The following is a 16,250-nucleotide window of genomic DNA, read 5'->3' on the forward strand; positions in this document are numbered from 1 at the left end:
GTGGGGGGGGGGGGGGGGGGGGGGGGGGGGGGGGGGGGGGGGGGGGGGTGGGGGGGGGGTCCCCCGCCCCCTCCCCCCCCTGGGACCGGTCCTCCCCTGCTTGACCTGGAGCCCCGAGCTCTCAAGGTCATCCCTTCGGACCGTCTTCCCCGAGCGGCCCGCCTCCCTGTTGAAAGGATCTCCATCGGCAGCGCCGGTCAATCCTTGAGCAAGGTCACTCGAAAGAGCGGTGTTGTCAGCGAGAACCCCGTTTTCGAATACGGGTTCGATACTGTGGCCGGGAGCGAAGGGGGTGCATCTGCGGTGGTACGACGCCTCGATGTGACGGGGGCCGACGGCGTACGCCTGGCGGCCTGGGAGTTCCACGAAGCGACCGCGGAGCCTGAGCCGTCGGCGTCGCAGTCGCATTCGCAGTTTCCGTCGCCGTCTCCGTCACAGGATCCGTCGCCGTCGGGTGAGCCCGCGGCCCTCTTACTGCACGGTCTGATGGGCCGCGCCTTCCACTGGACGGGCACTGCCCGCTGGCTCGGCGCGAGCCACCGCGTCGTGGCCCTCGATCAGCGCGGCCACGGCCAGAGCGAACGCCCGCCGACCGCCGGCCCCGGCGGCCCCGCCAGTTCCGTCGCCTACGGGCGCGAGGCCTTCGTGGCCGACGCCGAAGCGGCCGTCGAGCAGCTCGGCCTCGCGCCGGTGACGCTGATCGGCCATTCCATGGGCGCCCTCACCGCCTGGCAGCTCGCGGCCCGCCGCCCCGATCTCGTAGCGGCCCTGGTCATCTGCGACATGCGGGCGTCCGCGCTGGGGGAGGCCTCGCAGCAGGAATGGGAGGAATGGTTCCGGCACTGGCCGCTGCCGTTCCCCACCCAGGACGCCGCGCGGCGCTGGTTCGGCGAGGACGATCCGCGGGTGGAGCGCCCGGACCCCGGCCGGGGCGAGTTCTTCGCGGAGGTGATGCACGAGGCCGACGACGGCTGGCGCCCGCTGTTCTCGCGCCGCCAGATGCTGACCGCGCGGGAGACGTGGGTGCACGACGCGCACTGGGAGGAACTCGCCCAGGTGCGCTGCCCGACGCTGGTCGTCCGCGGCCTGGACGGCGAGCTGGGCCGGGCCGAGGCCCAGGAAATGGTCCGCGTCCTGCCGGCCGGGCAGTACGCCGAGATCCCGGATGCCGGCCACTACCTCCACTACGACCAGCCGACGGCTTGGCGCGCGGTGGTGGAGCCGTTCCTGGAGGGCATCAAGGCATCGGCGTGAGGCGCCGATGCCTTGATGGGCGCCGGCTGCAGCACAGGCGGGCGTTCAGAGGCCGCCCAGCAGGGCGAGTTGTTCCGGCAGCGGGAGGGCTTCGCCCGTGGTGAAGGCGGTCGCGAAGGCCTCCGGGCCCAGGGCCGCGCGGGCCCGGGCCGCCGCCCGGTCGGTGTCGGTGCGTTCCGCCCGGGGGCGCGGGGTGCCCGCCGAGGCGCGCAGGGCCGTCGCCGTGCCCAGCAGGGAGGCCGCCCGGGCGGGCGGGAGCACCCCCGCCAGGCCTTCGAGGGCCAGCGCGAGCGCGCGGGGGTCCCCGGAGCGGCGGGCCGCCGCGAGGCCTTCCCGGTGCAGGGACTCCGCCGCGGCCGGGTCGCCCCGCAACTCCGCGACGTACCCCAGCTCCGCCAGGACCAGCGCCGCCCCGGAGTCCACGCCGAGCCGCCGGTTCCAGTCGAGCCACGGCCGCAGCCGGGCCTCGGCGCCGTCCAGGTCGCCGCCGCGCCGCGCGCCTAGGGCGAGTCCGATCGCCGCGAACTGCTCGGCCGGGCGGTGGCCTTGCTCCTCCGCCAGCCGCAGGGCCTGCTCGTGCAGCGCGGCCGCGCGCGCCAGGTCCCCGGTCAGCAGCGCGATGCGGCCCTGCCGGGCCAGCCGGAAGGAGGCGTGCGTCCACAACTCCAGCTCCTGCGCGTCCCGTACACCGTCCTCGTGCAGCCGCGCCGCGGCCGGGTAGTCCCCGGTCACCTCGGCGAGGATGCCGAGCTGCTCGGAGGTCTGCAACTGGCCCCAGCGATCACCCAGTTCGCAGAACACGGCGGCGGCTGCCTCCGCGTTGCGGCGCAGTTCCGCGAGGTCGCCGTCGTACATCGCCCGCGTCGAGAGGGTGAGCAGCGCCACCGCCTCGCCCCATCGGTCGCCGCTCTCGCGGAACCGGGCGGGGAAGGGGGTGAGTTCTTCCTCCAGTACGCCGGAGCCGAAGCCGCACCGGGCGTAGGTCAGCAGCCACTGTGTCCGGAGGTCGGCGCCCGAGAAGTCGCGGCCGAGGTGGCTGTCGTCCCCGCCGAGCAGCGCGAAGGCGGCGTGCAGGGCCGTGGCCCCGGCCGCTCCGGTGGCCTCGGTGGCTTCCCGGATCCGGCCGCGCAGGAACCAGTACCAGGACTGCGCGCCGACCAGCCGCAGCCCCAACTCCCCTGCGCCCGTGTGCTCCAGGGCGGCCCGGGCGTTGGGTCCCTCCCGGTCGAGCCGCCGCAGCCACTCGCCCTGCCCGGGCCCGTGCAGCCGCTCGGCCGCGCTCTCGGCGAACCCGGTGTAGTACTCCGCGTGCCGCTGCCGGGTCGCGGCCGTCTCCCCGGCGGTGCTGAGCCGCTCCAGCCCGTACGCGGCCACCGACTCCAGCAGCCGCAGGCGCGAGCCGCCGTACGCCGAGGCGGAGTACGCGGCGTCGCCGTACGCCGAGGTCACGAGCGAGCAGTCGACGAGCCGGGTGAGCAGATCGAGCACGTCCTCACGGGCAACCCGGTCACCTGCGCCGCCTCCGCCCCCGCCCCTGCCCCCGCCCTCGACTCCGCCCCGCGGGTCCTCGTCCGCGCACACCGCCTCGGCCGCCTCCACCGTGAATCCGCCCGCGAACACCGACAGGCGGCGCAGGACCGTCGCCTCCGCCGGGGAGAGCAGCTCCCAGCTCCAGTCGATCGTCGCGCGCAGCGTGCGCTGGCGGGCCGGGGCGTCGCGGCGGACCTGGTTGAGCAGGCGGAAGCGGTCGTGCAGGCGTTCCGCCAGTGCCTGCACCCCCAGGACCCGTACCCGCGTCGCGGCGAGTTCCAGCGCGAGCGGGATCCCGTCCAGCCGGCGGCAGATCAGGGCCACGGCCTCCGCGGTGCCGGGGTCGAGGGCGAAGCCGGGGGCGGCGGCGGCCGCGCGGGCCGCGAACAGTTCCACGGCCTGGGCCTCCGCGAGCGGGGCGACGGCCTCGATCACCTCGCCCGAGAGCGCGAGCGGCTCCTGGCTGGTGGCGAGGACGCGCAGGCCGGGGGCGCGGCGCAGGAGCCGTTCGGCGAGGGCCGCGGCGGCGGGGAGGAGGTGTTCGCAGTTGTCGAGTACGAGGAGTGCCGCGCGCCGCCGCAACGCCTCGGCGAGCCGGTCTTCGACGGAGCCGCCGCCCGCGTCGTCCTCGCGCATCCCGATCGCGGCGGCCACCGCTTCGGCGACCGACGTGCCTTGTGCGCCCGCGAGTTCCACGAACCACACCCCGTCGGGGTACGCGTCCTCCAGCCGGGACGCCGCGGCCAGCGCGAGCCGGGTCTTGCCGACGCCGCCGGGCCCGCACAGCGTCACGAGCCGGCCCGCCCCGAGCGCCGCGCACACCCGGGCGACGGCCTCCTCGCGGCCCACGAGGGAGCTGACGGGCGTGGGCAGGTTGCCGCCGCCCCCGAACGCCCGGCTGCCCCGGGGCGCCTGCTCGGCCCGCTCCGGCGGACGGGGCGGGCCCGGCTCCGCGGCCGGGCCCAGCGCGGGGTCCTGACGGAGGATGGCTTCGTACAGGGCCGAGAGCTCCGCACCGGGGTCGATGCCGAGTTCCTCGGCGAAGAGCCCGCGCAGGTGCGCGTAGACGGCGAGGGCCTCGTTCTGGCGGCCGGCGCGGTACAGCGCCCGCATCTGGCTGCCGCGCAGCCGCTGGCGCAGCGGGTGGGCGGCGGCAGGACCGGCCAACTCGTCGGCGAGGTCGCGGTGTTCGCCGAGCTCGAGGCGGGCCTCGGCCAGGTCCTCGTACGCCGTGATCCGCTGCTCCTCCAGCCGGGCGATCGCCGCCCGCGTGAAGGCGGCGTCCCGGAAGTCGGCGTACGCCTCCCCCTGCCACAGCCCGAGGGCCCGCGCCAGCAGTTCCGCCCTGGCCCGCGGCTCCGCCTCCTTGCGCGCGGCCGCCGTCAGCTCCGCGAAGCGGTCCGCGTCCACGGCCCGCGCCGGAGCGCGCAGGGCGTAGCCCGCGGGACCGTACGCGACGAGAGCGCGCGCGCCGTCCTCGGCCTGGGCGAGGGTCCGGCGGAGCTGGGAGACCTTGGTCTGGAGGGTGTTCCCCGGGTTGCCGGGGGCGGTGTCGCCCGCCTCGCCCCACAGGTCCTCGATCAGCCGGTCCACCGGCACGGGCCGGCCGTCGCGTACGAGGAGGGCCGCGAGCAGGGCCCGTACCTTCGCCTCGGGAACGGGCACGGGGGTCCCGTCATCCGTGCGGACGGTCAGTGGCCCCAGCACCTCGAAACGCATGCCGCAACGTTACTTCTTGCCCCTCAGACCGGTTGCGTGCGGCCGTGCGCGGTCCCGTGCGCGGTCCCGTGCGTGAAGCGTGCGCGGCCCGTGCGCGGCCCCGGACAAGGTGCTCCTGTGACCGCGACGGAGCGGTCACGGAAACACCGGAAACACCGGAAGCACCGGAAGGAAGAGCCACATGACCAAGACCACCCTCTCCCGCGAGATCCGCCTCGCCTCCCGCCCCGTGGGCGAGCCGGGCCCGCACCACTTCGACCTGGTGGCCACCGAGGTCCCGGAGCCCGCCGAAGGGCAGATCCTGGTCCGCAACACCTGGATGTCCGTGGACCCGTACATGCGGGGCCGGATGGACGACGCCCCCTCCTACATCCCGCCCTTCGCCCTCGATACGGCCCTCGAAGGCAGTGCGATCGGCGAGGTCGTGGCCTCCCGCTCCGCGTCGGTGCCGGTCGGGGCGACCGTCTCGCACTTCCTCGGCTGGCGGGAGTACGCGGTCCTCGACGCGGCGGTCGCCACTGTCGTGGACCCCGCGGTCGCCTCGCAGTCCTCGTACCTCGGTCCGCTCGGCACCACGGGCCTGACGGCGTACGCGGCGCTGACCCGTACCGCCCCGGTCAAGGAGGGCGACGTCGTCTTCGTCTCCGCGGCCGCCGGCGCGGTTGGCAGCGTCGCCGGGCAGCTGGCGCGGAGCCTGGGCGCCTCCCGGGTGATCGGCTCGGCGGGCGGCCCGCTGAAGACGAAGAAGCTGCTGGACCGCTTCGGCTACGACGCGGCCGTGGACTACCGCCAGGGCGACCTGGCCGGCCAGCTCGCCGAGGCGGCCCCCGAGGGCATCGACGTCTACCTCGACGCGGTCGGCGGCGACCACCTGCAGGCGGCCATCGGCGCGATGCGCCAGGGCGGGCGGATCGCCATGGTCGGCGCGATCAGCGGCTACAACGCCACCGCTCCGGCGGTGGGTCCGGACAACCTCTTCCAGGCCGCGGCCCGCGAGGTGACCCTGCGCGGGATGCTCGTCTCCAGCCACTTCGACCTGTTCCCGGAGTGGATCGGCCGGGCGGCGGGATGGCTGGCGGGCGGCAGCCTGCGCACGGAGGAGACCGTCGCCGAGGGCATCGAGCACGCCCCGGAGGCCTTCCTCGGCATGATGCGCGGCGCGAACACCGGCAAGATGCTGGTCCGCCTCTCCCCGGAGGCCGCCACCGCGAGCGTCTGCGACCTCACCGCCGCCGATGCCCGATGAGCGCCGCCCTGGTGGTCATGGCCCACCCCCGCGGAGATTCCCTGACCGCCCAGCTCGCCCGCCGCGCCGTGGCCCGGCTGGAGGCCGACGGCCACACGGTCGACGTGCTCGATCTGCACGCCGAGGGCTTCGACCCCCGGATGGGCACCGAGGACGAGCCGGACTGGTCGGACCCGGACAAGGAGTACTCCGCCGAGACCCGGGCCCACATGGAGCGGATCGCCGCCGCCGAGATCCTCGTGGTGGTCTTCCCGCTCTGGTGGTTCGGCCTCCCGGCCATCCTGAAGGGCTGGATCGACCGGGTCTGGAACAACGGCTTCGCCTACGGCCGCAGCCACCCGCTCCTGAAGGGCAAGCGGATGGTCTGGATCCCGCTGGTGAGCTACCCGGAGGCGAAGTTCAAGGAGCTCGGCTGGGACGGGCCGGTGGACCGCCTGCTGCGCGTCGGCATCTCGCAGTACTGCGGCATCGAGGAGGCCACCGTCCACTTCGTCTACGATTCCCTGAGCGCGGGCGAGTCGGCCCTGGCGGAGGCGGACAGTGCCCTGGCGCCGCCCCGGTGACCGGCAGGTGCCGTTCTGCGGAGCCGTCCCGTGACGCGGCCGGCACCTGACAGCCGCCCGTCAGCGGTACCGGACGTCCCTCACCCCGCACGCGTGCAGCCCGTCGAGGCCGGTGAACTCTCCGCCGACCCGTCGACCAGTGCCACGGGGCCCGTCGCCGTCCGGAACCGGTGAGCAGCAGCCCGGTCGACGGTGCGTCAGCCCTTGCTGACCGCCAGCAGGATCTCCGGGAGCTTGCGCACCACCGCCGGGGCCGCGAGGCGCAGTCCGGCCCAGGTGGCCAGTGCGCCCCAGGCCACGCCCAGGGGGAGCAGGATCCAGGCCAGGGACTTCTGGTCCGTGGAGCTGAAGTAGATGGCCAGGGCGATCAGCGGGGAGCTGACCAGGGCCGAGGCGAGCAGGCCGCCGAGGAGGGCCGCCCACGCCAGGGCGCCCTGGCCCGGGGCGACGCTCTTGAAGGCGCCGTCGGTCGGGATCGAGTACGCGAGGTGGGCGGAGGCCAGGGCTCCCGTGGACAGCATCGAGCCGAGCAGGGCCAGGGCCAGGCCCAGGGCGCCGGGCAGGCCCGCCCAGTCGCCGAGCAGGCCCGCCGTGACCACCGCGACCAGCACCGTGAAGGGTACGGTGACCAGCGCGAGGGCCAGGGCGCGGGCGCGCAGTTCCACGTACGCGTCCCGGGTGCTCGAAATGGTCTGCGCGACCATCCAGAACGCCGAGGTGTCCTGCCCGAACTGGTTGTACATCTGCAGGCCGAGCATGCCGGAGGCGAAGCAGGCCAGGTACACCGAGCCGCCGCCTTGGACGGCGTTGGCGACCGGGATGATCAAGCCGAGCGCCAGGGCCGACACCCAGGCCGCCTTGGTCTTCGGATCGCGCACCATGTAGCGCAGCACGCGCTGGGCGGCCGCGCCCGTACGGTCGTCCGGCAGGAGCGACCAGCCGCCGCCGGCCGCGCCGTTCGCCGCCTTCTTCGTCTTCTTCTCCTTGACGGCCGCGATCGTCGAACCGTCCGGGGTGACCATCAGCTTGGTCAGGCTGCGCTCCCAGAACCAGAGCAGCAGGCCGAGGGCCGCGACCGTGATGAGGAGCTGGGCGGCCGCGATCCCGTACGAGCCCTCGCTCGCGGAGTCCACCATCCCGAGGGCCGTCGCGGGCGGCAGCCAGCGCAGGACCGCCCCGGCCGGCTCCAGCTTGTCCAGGCCGCCGGTCTGGAACAGCCGCTCGGCGGCGAAGTTGGCCACCTGCGCGCCGACCGCGATCAGCAGGCCGCTGAGCAGCGCGAGGTCGCGCCCCTTGCGGCTGGTCAGCAGCCGGACGTTGGCGGTGGCCACCGTCCGGGCCAGCGCCACGCAGCCGACCAGCAGCAGCGGTACGGCCAGGACGGCGGCAACCGCGCCGGCCGCGCCCCGGGCGACGGCGATCGCCGAGCCGACGGCCAGGCACAGCGTGAACAGCGGCCCGATGCCGATGAGCGAGGCGGCCAGCATGGCCCGTACGAGCGGACGCGGGCGCAGCGGCAGCATGACCAGCCGGGTCGGGTCGAGCGTCTCGTCTCCGGTGGCGAAGAACAGCGGGACGAACGTCCAGCACAGGGCCGTGATCGCCGCGAGCAGGACGACGACCGCGCCGGCGTGCGCGTTGCCGCGCAGCACGGTGAGGCCGAGCGTGGCGAGGAAGGCGATGACGAGCGCGAAGGCGAGGGCGCAGAAGTAGGCGGCCTTGCGCATCGGGGAGCCCTTGAGCCCGTTGCGCAGCAGGGTCAGCTTGAGGCGGACGAAGAGCGGGGTGATGTTGACGGACGCGGCCGCAGAAGCGGAGGTGCCGGCGGTCCCGGATGCGGGTTGCGCCTGCGCCTGCGTAGCCGTGGGCATGGTGGCGGGCGTGGGCGTGGGCGTGCTCATCGGACGCCCGCCCCGTTGCTCCCGCCGTTGGCCGCGGCTCCGCCGCCGAGCCAGTCCAGGGACTCGCCCGTGGCCCGGCCCTGTGCTCCGACCAGCTCCAGGAACGCTGCCTGCAGCGAGGGCGCGTCGCCCCGTACGTCGGCCAGCGGGCCCGCGGCCCGGATCCGGCCGGAGGCCATGACGGCCACCCAGTCGCACAGCGACTCGACGAGCTCCATGACGTGGGAGGAGAAGACGACCGTGGCTCCGGAGGAGGTGTAACGTTCCAGCACTCCGCGGATGGTCTGCGCGGACACCGGGTCGACGCCTTCGAACGGCTCGTCCAGGAACAGCACTTCGGGGTTGTGGAGCAGCGCGGCCGCCAGACCGATCTTCTTCCGCATGCCCGTCGAGTAGTCGACGATCAGCTTGTTCTGCGAACCGGCCAGGTCCAGGATGTCCAGCAGCTGGGTGGCCCGGCTGTCCGTCTCCGGGCCCGGGAGCCCGCGCATCCGGCCCATGTAGCCGAGCAGTTCCCGGCCGGAGAGCCGCTCGAAGAGCCGCAGTCCCTCCGGCAGTACGCCGATCCGGGACTTCACCGCCACCGGGTCCGCCCACACGTCGTGCCCGGCGACGATGACCCGGCCCATGTCCGGGCGCAGCAGCCCGGTCACCATCGAGAGGGTCGTCGTCTTGCCCGCGCCGTTCGGCCCGACCAGGCCGACGAACTGGCCGGCCGGCAGCTCCAGATCGATCCCGGACACGGCCACCTGCTCGCCGAACCGCTTCCACAAACCCTCGACCCGTACGGCGGGTGCGGCGGCCGGTGCCGGTCGTGCGCCGCCGCCCGTTCCGTCCGCTCCGCCGATGGCAACGCCCTGGTCCGGCATGCGCCTGCCTCTCGTTCCTGTGCCCCGTGTCCTGCTTTTCTCACCATAGGAGGAGGGGGAGAGGCCGAGCAGTTACGTATGTCATGAGTTTCCGCGCGGAGACCGCCCCTGGTCAGGGGCGGGTGGAGCGGGCGGAGCGGGCGGGTCGGGTAGAGCAGGTGGGGCGGGTGGTGCGGGGATCACGCCGTGCGTCGGGCCCGTTCCGCCGCCGCCTCGCGGCCGCACGCGTAGGCCAGGGCGTCGATCAGCTCCTCCACGTCCGGCAGCCACCGGTTCGCGGCCGTGGGCGGCTGCGCCCACTGCACGCAGCCGCGTCCGCCGATCCGGGTCGGCGGCGCGGCCACGTACTCGCCCTCGCCGCGCGCGACCAGGTCGAGCTGGGCCGGCTGCCAGCCGATCTTGCGCAGCAGGTCGGGCACCTTCGCCCCGGCGCCGGGCAGGACGAAGAACAGCATCCGCCCCGCCGGGTTGGCGATCACCGGTCCGAGGGTGCGCTGCATGCGCTGGAGCCGGGCCAGCGCGAGGAAACCGGCCGCGTCCGGGACGTCGAGGGCGTCGAAGGTCCGGCCGGTGGGCAGCAGGATGGCGGCCTTCGGGTTCTTGCCCCAGAGCCGCCTGACCTGCACGGCGCTGCCCGATGCCTGCGAGGCCCAGTCCTTCCCCGCCGCGTGCGCGCCGGGCGCCGGGCACTGGGCGCCCCCGCACGAGCACTGCTCCCGCCCGTCGACGGACTCCAGCCAGGTGCCGGCGAAGACATCCCAGTGCCGTTCTTCCGTGTACCGCACGGCATGGTCCAGCAGCGACTCACTGCGCTGCAGGGGGATGGGCGCGGTCTCCGTGACTCCGATGGTCTCTTCCACGTGCAACACAACTCTTGCGGTCACCGGGGGTTACGGGCGTAAACCGGCCGGGCTGCGGAGCATCGATCCTGCATGCGGGGCGCATCGGTGCATCACGGGGGGCGCGTAGGAGGCCGGGGCGCCGGAGGTGGGTAGCGACAGGACGCAATGGGGAAGATTCCCCGCACATCAGGCGGGAAGTGATCATTCGAACGATCACCCGCGTCTCTGGGGGTTTTCATGGCAGCCAGGCCTCTCGTCGCCCGCCAGCCGAACGAACGGCTGCAGGCGCTCATCCAGGAAGCCGGGTGCTCCAATGCCGGGCTCGCCCGGCGCGTCAACATGTGCGGGGCCGAGCACGGCCTCGACCTTCGCTACGACAAGACCTCCGTGGCCCGCTGGCTGCGCGGGCAGCAGCCGCGCGGCCGGGCTCCCGGGATCATCGCCGAGGCGCTGGGCCGCAAGCTCGGCCGGACCGTCACCATCGACGAGATCGGCATGGCCAACGGCAAGAACCTCGCCTCGGGGGTGGGCCTGCAGTTCTCCCCGACCGTCATCGGGGCGATCGAGCAGGTCAGCGAGTTGTGGCGGAGCGATGTGGGCCGGCGCGACTTCCTGTCCGGATCGAGCGTGGCCTCCTCGGCGCTGGTCGAACCGAGCCGCGACTGGCTGATCACCGGGGCCGACGCGCAGGTCGCGCGCAGCGGCGGCTCCCGGGTCGGGATGTCGGACGTGGAGGCGGTACGGGCCACCACGCAGGCACTGAAGGACCTCGACCACCGCTTCGGCAGCGGGCACGTGCGCCCGGTGGTCGTGCACTACCTCAACTCGGTCGTCTCGGGTCTGATCGGCGGCTCGTACCGGGAGCCGGTCGGCCGGGCCCTGTTCGCGGCGGTCGCCCGACTGACCGAGCTGGCGGGCTACATGGCGGTGGACACGGGCCAGCCGGGCCTGGCGCAGCGGTACTACATCCAGGCCCTGCGGCTCGCGCAGGCGGCCGGAGACCGGGCGTACGGGGGCTACGTCCTGGCGGCGGCGATGAGTCACCTGGCGGCGGAGCTGGGCAACCCGAGGGAGATCGCGCAGCTCGCGAGAGCGGCACAGGAGGGCACGCGGGGCCAGGTCACCCCCCGGGTGGAGGCCATGTTCTACGCGGCGGAGGCGCGGGGGCACGCGCTGCTCGGTGACGCGCGGTCGACGGCGGTGCTGTCCTCGCGGGCGGTCACCGCGCTGGAGCGGGCGGAACCGGAGTCGGGGGACGACCCGGAGTGGATCCGGCACTTCGACGGGGCGTACCTCGCGGACGAACTGGCGCACTGCCACCGGGACCTGGGGCAGGCCGACGCGGCGGCGAAGCGTGCGGAGGAGGCTCTGCGGGACCTTCCGGCGGGGAAGGCGCGGCGCCGGGCGATCGGACTGCTGCTCTTGGCGGCGGCGCGGGTGCAGCAGCGTGAGGTGGAGGCGGCCTGTCAGACGGCGACGCAGGCGGCGGAGCTGCTGTCGGGCATCCGCTCCCACCGCGGTGCGGTGTACCTGGAGGACTTCCGCAGCCGGCTGGACCCGTACCGGGAGGAACCGGCCGCTCGGGAGTTCACGGCCCGCCTGGAGCCGGTGGGCTGACCGTCCCCGGCGCCGCTGCCGCGGACCGGGCCGGGGATGATCTTCGGCGGGGGCGGGCCTGCCGGGGGAGGGGGGTGACCGGGTAGCGTGAGCCGACGGTTCCGCGGACGCGGACAGGTCGGAGAGGGAGTTCCGGTGACGGAGAGCGGACAGGGCGGCAGCCCGCAGGCAGGCGCGCCGTGGGGCCGGCCCGCACAGCCGCCGGCGGAGCCGCCCGCGCAGCCCGGCGGGGAGCCGGAGTACGTGCAGGGCCCGCCCTCCTACGGCTACCCCGCACCCGGCGGACCCTCCTACGGCTACCCGCAGGGTCATGTGGTCGGCCCCGGCTACGAGGGCCCCGGAGACCCGCACGGCTACGGTTATCCGCCGCTGCCGGAGGCCGCCACCCAGTACATTCCGCCGGTCCCCGCGGCTCCCGCGCACGGCGAGGCGGCGGGGCAGTACATACCGCCGGTCCCCGCGTACGGCGAGGCGGCGACCCAGTACATCGCGCCGGTCCCCGCGGCCCCCGCGCACGGCGAGGCGGCGACCCAGTACATCGCGCCGGTCCCGGCGGCCCCCGCGCACGGCGAGGCCGCGACCCAGTACATCGCGCCGGTCCCGGCGGCCCCCGCGTACGGCGAGGCCGCGACCCAGTACATCGCGCCCGTTCCGGCGGCCCCCTCCCATGACGAGGCCGCGACGCAGTACATCGCGCCGGTTCCGGCCGCGCCCGCCGATCCCGCCGCCGGGTTCGACGAGATGTTCCGGGGGGACACGCAGCTGCTGCCCCCCATCGAGGAGCCGGTGCTCCCCCAGCAGCCACGCCGGCCCCAGCCCCAGCCCCAGCCGCAGCAGCACCCGCAGTACGCGCAGCAGCGCCAGCCCCAGCACCAGCAGTACGCGCCGCCGCCGCAGCAGTACCAGCAGCAGCCTCCGCACTATCAGGAGCAGCCGCTCGCCCCCGCCCCGCGCAGGGTCTCGCCCGCGATCATCGGCGCCGTCGTCATCGGCCTGGCCGTCGTCGGGCTCGGGGTCGGTGCGATGCTCGGTGACGGCAAGGCGCAGAACAACGATCCGGCCGCCACGGCGCCCACCCCCACCCCCGGCAGTTCCGCCGCGGACAAGGGGGAGGCCCCGCTGGATCCCGCGCAGCCGCAGGCGGTCCAGCTCGACAAGCTCCTCGCGGACAGCAACGACAGCCGGGCCTCGGTGATCAAGGCCGTCGAGGACATCAAGAGCTGCAGCAACCTGGGCGGGGCGGCCAACGACCTGCGTGACGCGGCCCGGCAGCGCGAGGAGTTGGTGACCCGGCTCCAGGAGCTCAAGGTGGACCAGCTCCCGAACGACGCGAAGCTGACCGCGGCCCTCACCAAGGCGTGGAAGGCCTCCGCCGAGGCCGACAACAGCTACGCGGACTGGGCGGACGACGTGAAGTCCGACGACAAGTGCAAGGACGGCAAGGCCAGGACGACCCGCAACGCCTCCGAAGGCAACAAGGCGAGCGGCGACGCGACCCGGGCGAAGGAGACCGCGGCGGGCCTGTGGAACTCCATCGCCGGCAAGTACGGCCTCACCAAGCGTGACAAGAGTCAGCTCTAGGACGGGCCCTGGGACCTGTACTAGGCCAGGCCCTGGGACAGGCCCTAGCTCGAACGGGGGGCCTGTTCCAGGGTCTTGGTCATGTCCATGGACGGCTCGCCGCCCGGCTGGGCCACCAGGCGTCCCTGCTGGACGACTTGGAAGGTGACCCGGCCGTTGACCATGCGGGGGAAGCCGGAGACTGCGCGCATGTCCTGGTAGCGCCAGCTGAGGTCGGGGGTCAGGCCGCCGGTCGTGACGGGGTCGGACTGGTTGAGCTTGCGCGTGAGGGCGCGGCCGGTGAGCTTCTCGTCCTCCTTGAACCGCTTCACCGTCTCGCTGAACACCGTGTACGCGATCCAGGTGGTCTGGGCGCCGCTGTCGTCGGGGTCCACGGCGTTGTCGCCGAAGGCGTGGTCGGAGATCACGTTGCGCATCTGCGTCCACAGGGGATCGGCGGCGACCGGGTACCAGCTCGTGACGTACGCGCCCTCGAAGGGGCTCTCCTTGCCGCCGGTGCGGTCGACCAGGGCCTGGCTGACCGAGCCCAGCACCGAGGAGACCTGCGGTTTGCGGTTCTGGGAGTCGGCGCGGCGGAAGGCGTCGAAGAAGGTCTCGGTGCGGGCGCCGAGGACGGCGGCCACGCAGCCCTTCTCCTTGCCGTCCTTGCCGTCCCTCGCCGAGGAGGCGCCGCCCTTCCCGGGGGAGGAGGCCGCCAGTGCCTCGCCGGCCTGGACGGAGAGGTCGGCGGAGTCCTCGGCGGCCCGGATGTCGCTGGCCTCGGGCATCTGATTGGCCTTGAGGCCGGCGTTGAGCTGCATGGGCAGGGAATCGCCGGCGAGGGTGTCGGGGCGGACCAGGGCGACCTTGGCGCAGGTGCGCCCCAGCTGGTGGCCGGCTCCGGCCATGAGGACGGGCTGGCCGCCGTTGACGGGGTAGGAGAGCGGGGACTGGAACTCCTCGGAGGAGACTCCGTACCCGCCGATGAAGGGGATGCCCTCGGCTTCCAGCGGGGCCAGGAAGGCGCGTCCGTGCTGGCTGTAGGAGCCGATGACGGCGACGGCCTTCTCGGCGACCGCCTTGCGGGAGCAGTCGGCGGCGCCGGTGGGCGTGTTGCGCTCGTTGCAGGTCAGGACGCGGAGCTTGCGCCCGTTGATGCCACCCTTGGAGTTGACCCAGCGCTCGTAGGCCTTGGCCATGCCCGGCATGCCCGGCATGTTGGTCGCCTTGGAGTCCTCCGGGGCGAAGGTCATGACGGTGAGGGTGTCGGTGCCCCCGGGGCCCCCCGAGCCCCCGGGGAGCACCCCGCAGCCGGCGACGAGAAACGCGCCCATCGCCATGGCCGTGGTCCGGGCCAGAAAGGTGCGGGAGAGTGCTGCTGCGCATCGCCGGGTGGTCATGTGCATGCACCATTCCGCGTCAGGGGTAACTGAGGTGTGAGGTGCGTGCAACATCGGGTGACGTCGAGGTGAATTACGGGTGTCACCCACACGCTGAGTGAGCGCCGGGCGGATCCGGGCCCCCGGGTCCGGGCGCCTGAAGATCACGCCGGACGGGAACGTACGATCGAAAGCGTGACATTCGCCCAAGGTTCGAAGAACTCTTCCCGCCGCGGCGGCCGCTCCTCCACCATGGGCGGCATGCCCCTCAACGACATGCCGTGGTGGCGCTGGCGCAGCAACGTGCGCTCGGCGCTGCACATGCTTTCCGACCCCGCGTTCCAGGAGGACACCTGGCTGGCCGGCGCCGAGGGGTACGGGGACGTCACCGACGCCGTGTACCGGCTCGTCGAGGACACCTGGCTCGACAGCTGGTCCGCCGAGAAGTACGTCGGCACGATCTTCCGCGACTCGCAGGAGGCGGCCCTGGTGGACCTCGCCGTGCTGCGCGTGCTGCGGATCATGCACCAGATAGGCGCCGACGCCCCGGTCTCCGGTTACCTGGAGCATCACGCCTGGCCGGAGGCGGTACGGGCCGCGCGCGAAGCCCACGTACGGCTCGCGACGGCGGACGGGGACGACCCGGACGCGCGGCCGTGCTCGCTGGACGTCCTGAGGATCCTCACGCGCGCGGTGTGATGTGGAAGGCTGTGGGGTCATGAGCGACGACCCGCAGCCCCAGGCCCCGCAGCAGTACGTACTGACCCTCTCATGCCCGGACAAGCAGGGCATCGTGCACGCCGTGTCCAGCTACCTGTTCATGACCGGGTGCAACATCGAGGACAGTCAGCAGTTCGGCGACCGCGACACCGGCCTCTTCTTCATGCGGGTCCACTTCGCGGCCGACGCTCCGGTGACCGTGGAGAAGCTGCGGGCCAGCTTCGCCGCGATCGGCGACTCCTTCCGGATGGACTGGCAGATCCACCGCTCCGACGAGCGCATGCGGATCGTGCTGATGGTGTCGAAGTTCGGGCACTGCCTCAACGACCTGCTCTTCCGCCACCGGATCGGCGCGCTGCCCGTGGAGATCGCGGCGGTGGTCTCGAACCACACCGACTTCGAGGAGCTGGTCGGCTCGTACGGGGTGCCGTTCGTGCACATCCCGGTGACGAAGGACACGAAGGCGGCGGCGGAGGCCCGGCTGCTGGAGCTGGTGCGGGAGGAGAACGTCGACCTCGTCGTGCTCGCGCGGTACATGCAGGTGCTGTCGGACACCCTGTGCAAGGAGCTGAGCGGGCGGATCATCAACATCCACCACTCGTTCCTGCCGAGCTTCAAGGGCGCGAAGCCGTACCACCAGGCCCACGCGCGGGGCGTGAAGCTGATCGGCGCGACCGCGCACTACGTGACGGCGGACCTGGACGAGGGCCCGATCATCGAGCAGGAGGTCGAGCGGGTGGGGCACGAGGTCACCCCGGACCAGCTCGTGGCGATCGGGCGGGACGTGGAGTGCCAGGCGCTGGCGCGGGCCGTGAAGTGGCACAGCGAGCACCGGGTCCTGCTGAACGGGACCCGCACGGTCGTCTTCACCTAGTGCTGTGGCCGGGAAGGTTTGCCGGGTCGCGGCGTCCGGTGCGGTGCATCGCAAGGCGGAGGACCGCGGCTCGTACTGGACGTACTTCCGTGGTCCGACAACGCGGCGAGGTGCCGTGCCGGGCGTCGCGACCCGGTGAACCTTCCCGGTCACAGCACTAGGCCCGGACGCAGGCT

At 73.6% G+C, this 16,250-nt stretch carries 12 protein-coding genes; 7 read left to right on the forward strand and 5 right to left on the reverse strand.

Annotated elements, in window-relative coordinates; translation table 11 throughout:
* The first annotated feature begins 273 nt into the window (after positions 1-273).
* On the forward strand, positions 274-1,254 hold the full coding sequence (locus ACFWBW_RS21650; RefSeq protein WP_385374805.1) for an alpha/beta fold hydrolase: 981 nt from the start codon (positions 274-276) through the stop codon (positions 1,252-1,254).
* A 45-nt stretch (positions 1,255-1,299) separates the two neighbouring features.
* On the opposite strand, the gene ACFWBW_RS21655 is transcribed toward ACFWBW_RS21650, so the two are convergent.
* Positions 1,300-4,503 (reverse strand): BTAD domain-containing putative transcriptional regulator, encoded by a 3,204-nt coding sequence (locus ACFWBW_RS21655; protein WP_385374807.1) that lies wholly within the window; start codon positions 4,501-4,503, stop codon positions 1,300-1,302.
* Positions 4,504-4,684: 181 nt separating this feature from the next.
* On the opposite strand from ACFWBW_RS21655, the gene ACFWBW_RS21660 reads away from it, so the two are divergent.
* Both ACFWBW_RS21660 and ACFWBW_RS21665 read left to right on the forward strand, forming a co-directional pair.
* Entirely contained in the window at positions 4,685-5,749 is a 1,065-nt protein-coding gene (locus ACFWBW_RS21660; protein ID WP_385374809.1) for an NADP-dependent oxidoreductase, read from the forward strand.
* A complete protein-coding gene (locus ACFWBW_RS21665) occupies positions 5,746-6,312 on the forward strand; it encodes an NAD(P)H oxidoreductase (RefSeq protein ID WP_385374811.1) in 567 nt (188 codons plus the stop codon). Before ACFWBW_RS21660 ends, ACFWBW_RS21665 begins: the two co-directional genes overlap by 4 nt.
* Positions 6,313-6,509: 197 nt before the next feature.
* On the opposite strand, the gene ACFWBW_RS21670 is transcribed toward ACFWBW_RS21665, so the two are convergent.
* The 3 genes from ACFWBW_RS21670 to ACFWBW_RS21680 all read right to left on the reverse strand — a co-directional run bounded on the left by ACFWBW_RS21670 (position 6,510) and on the right by ACFWBW_RS21680 (position 9,942).
* Positions 6,510-8,183, reverse strand: coding sequence for a transporter (locus ACFWBW_RS21670; RefSeq protein WP_385374877.1), 1,674 nt, complete (start codon positions 8,181-8,183; stop codon positions 6,510-6,512).
* A 26-nt stretch (positions 8,184-8,209) separates the two neighbouring features.
* Positions 8,210-9,082: an ABC transporter ATP-binding protein gene (locus ACFWBW_RS21675; RefSeq protein WP_385374813.1), complete on the reverse strand. Its 873-nt coding sequence runs from the start codon at positions 9,080-9,082 to the stop codon at positions 8,210-8,212.
* Positions 9,083-9,261: 179 nt separating this feature from the next.
* Complete coding sequence (locus ACFWBW_RS21680) at positions 9,262-9,942, reverse strand: bifunctional DNA primase/polymerase (RefSeq protein WP_385374815.1); 681 nt, start codon at positions 9,940-9,942, stop codon at positions 9,262-9,264.
* Positions 9,943-10,161: 219 nt separating this feature from the next.
* Between ACFWBW_RS21680 and ACFWBW_RS21685 the strand changes: the two genes are divergently transcribed.
* Together ACFWBW_RS21685 and ACFWBW_RS21690 are read left to right on the forward strand one after the other, a co-directional pair.
* Positions 10,162-11,541: a transcriptional regulator gene (locus ACFWBW_RS21685; protein WP_385374817.1), complete on the forward strand. Its 1,380-nt coding sequence runs from the start codon at positions 10,162-10,164 to the stop codon at positions 11,539-11,541.
* Positions 11,542-11,676: 135 nt separating this feature from the next.
* Entirely contained in the window at positions 11,677-13,122 is a 1,446-nt protein-coding gene (locus tag ACFWBW_RS21690; RefSeq protein WP_385374818.1) for a hypothetical protein, read from the forward strand.
* A gap of 44 nt (positions 13,123-13,166) precedes the next feature.
* Here the strand turns inward: ACFWBW_RS21690 and ACFWBW_RS21695 are convergent, their stop codons facing one another.
* Positions 13,167-14,501 carry an ABC transporter substrate-binding protein gene (locus ACFWBW_RS21695; protein ID WP_385374820.1) on the reverse strand — a complete coding sequence of 445 codons (1,335 nt, stop codon included), beginning with the start codon at positions 14,499-14,501 and terminating at the stop codon, positions 13,167-13,169.
* A gap of 231 nt (positions 14,502-14,732) precedes the next feature.
* Here ACFWBW_RS21695 and ACFWBW_RS21700 point away from each other — a divergent pair, with 231 nt between their 5' ends.
* Both ACFWBW_RS21700 and purU read left to right on the forward strand, forming a co-directional pair.
* Positions 14,733-15,179 (forward strand): hypothetical protein, encoded by a 447-nt coding sequence (locus ACFWBW_RS21700; RefSeq protein WP_385374879.1) that lies wholly within the window; start codon positions 14,733-14,735, stop codon positions 15,177-15,179.
* Positions 15,180-15,198: 19 nt separating this feature from the next.
* A complete protein-coding gene (gene purU / locus ACFWBW_RS21705; RefSeq protein ID WP_385374822.1) occupies positions 15,199-16,074 on the forward strand; it encodes a formyltetrahydrofolate deformylase in 876 nt (291 codons plus the stop codon).
* Positions 16,075-16,250: the final 176 nt, after the last annotated feature.

The sequence above is a fragment of the Streptomyces sp. NPDC059957 genome, from assembly GCF_042730015.1.
GTDB lineage: Bacteria > Actinomycetota > Actinomycetes > Streptomycetales > Streptomycetaceae > Streptomyces.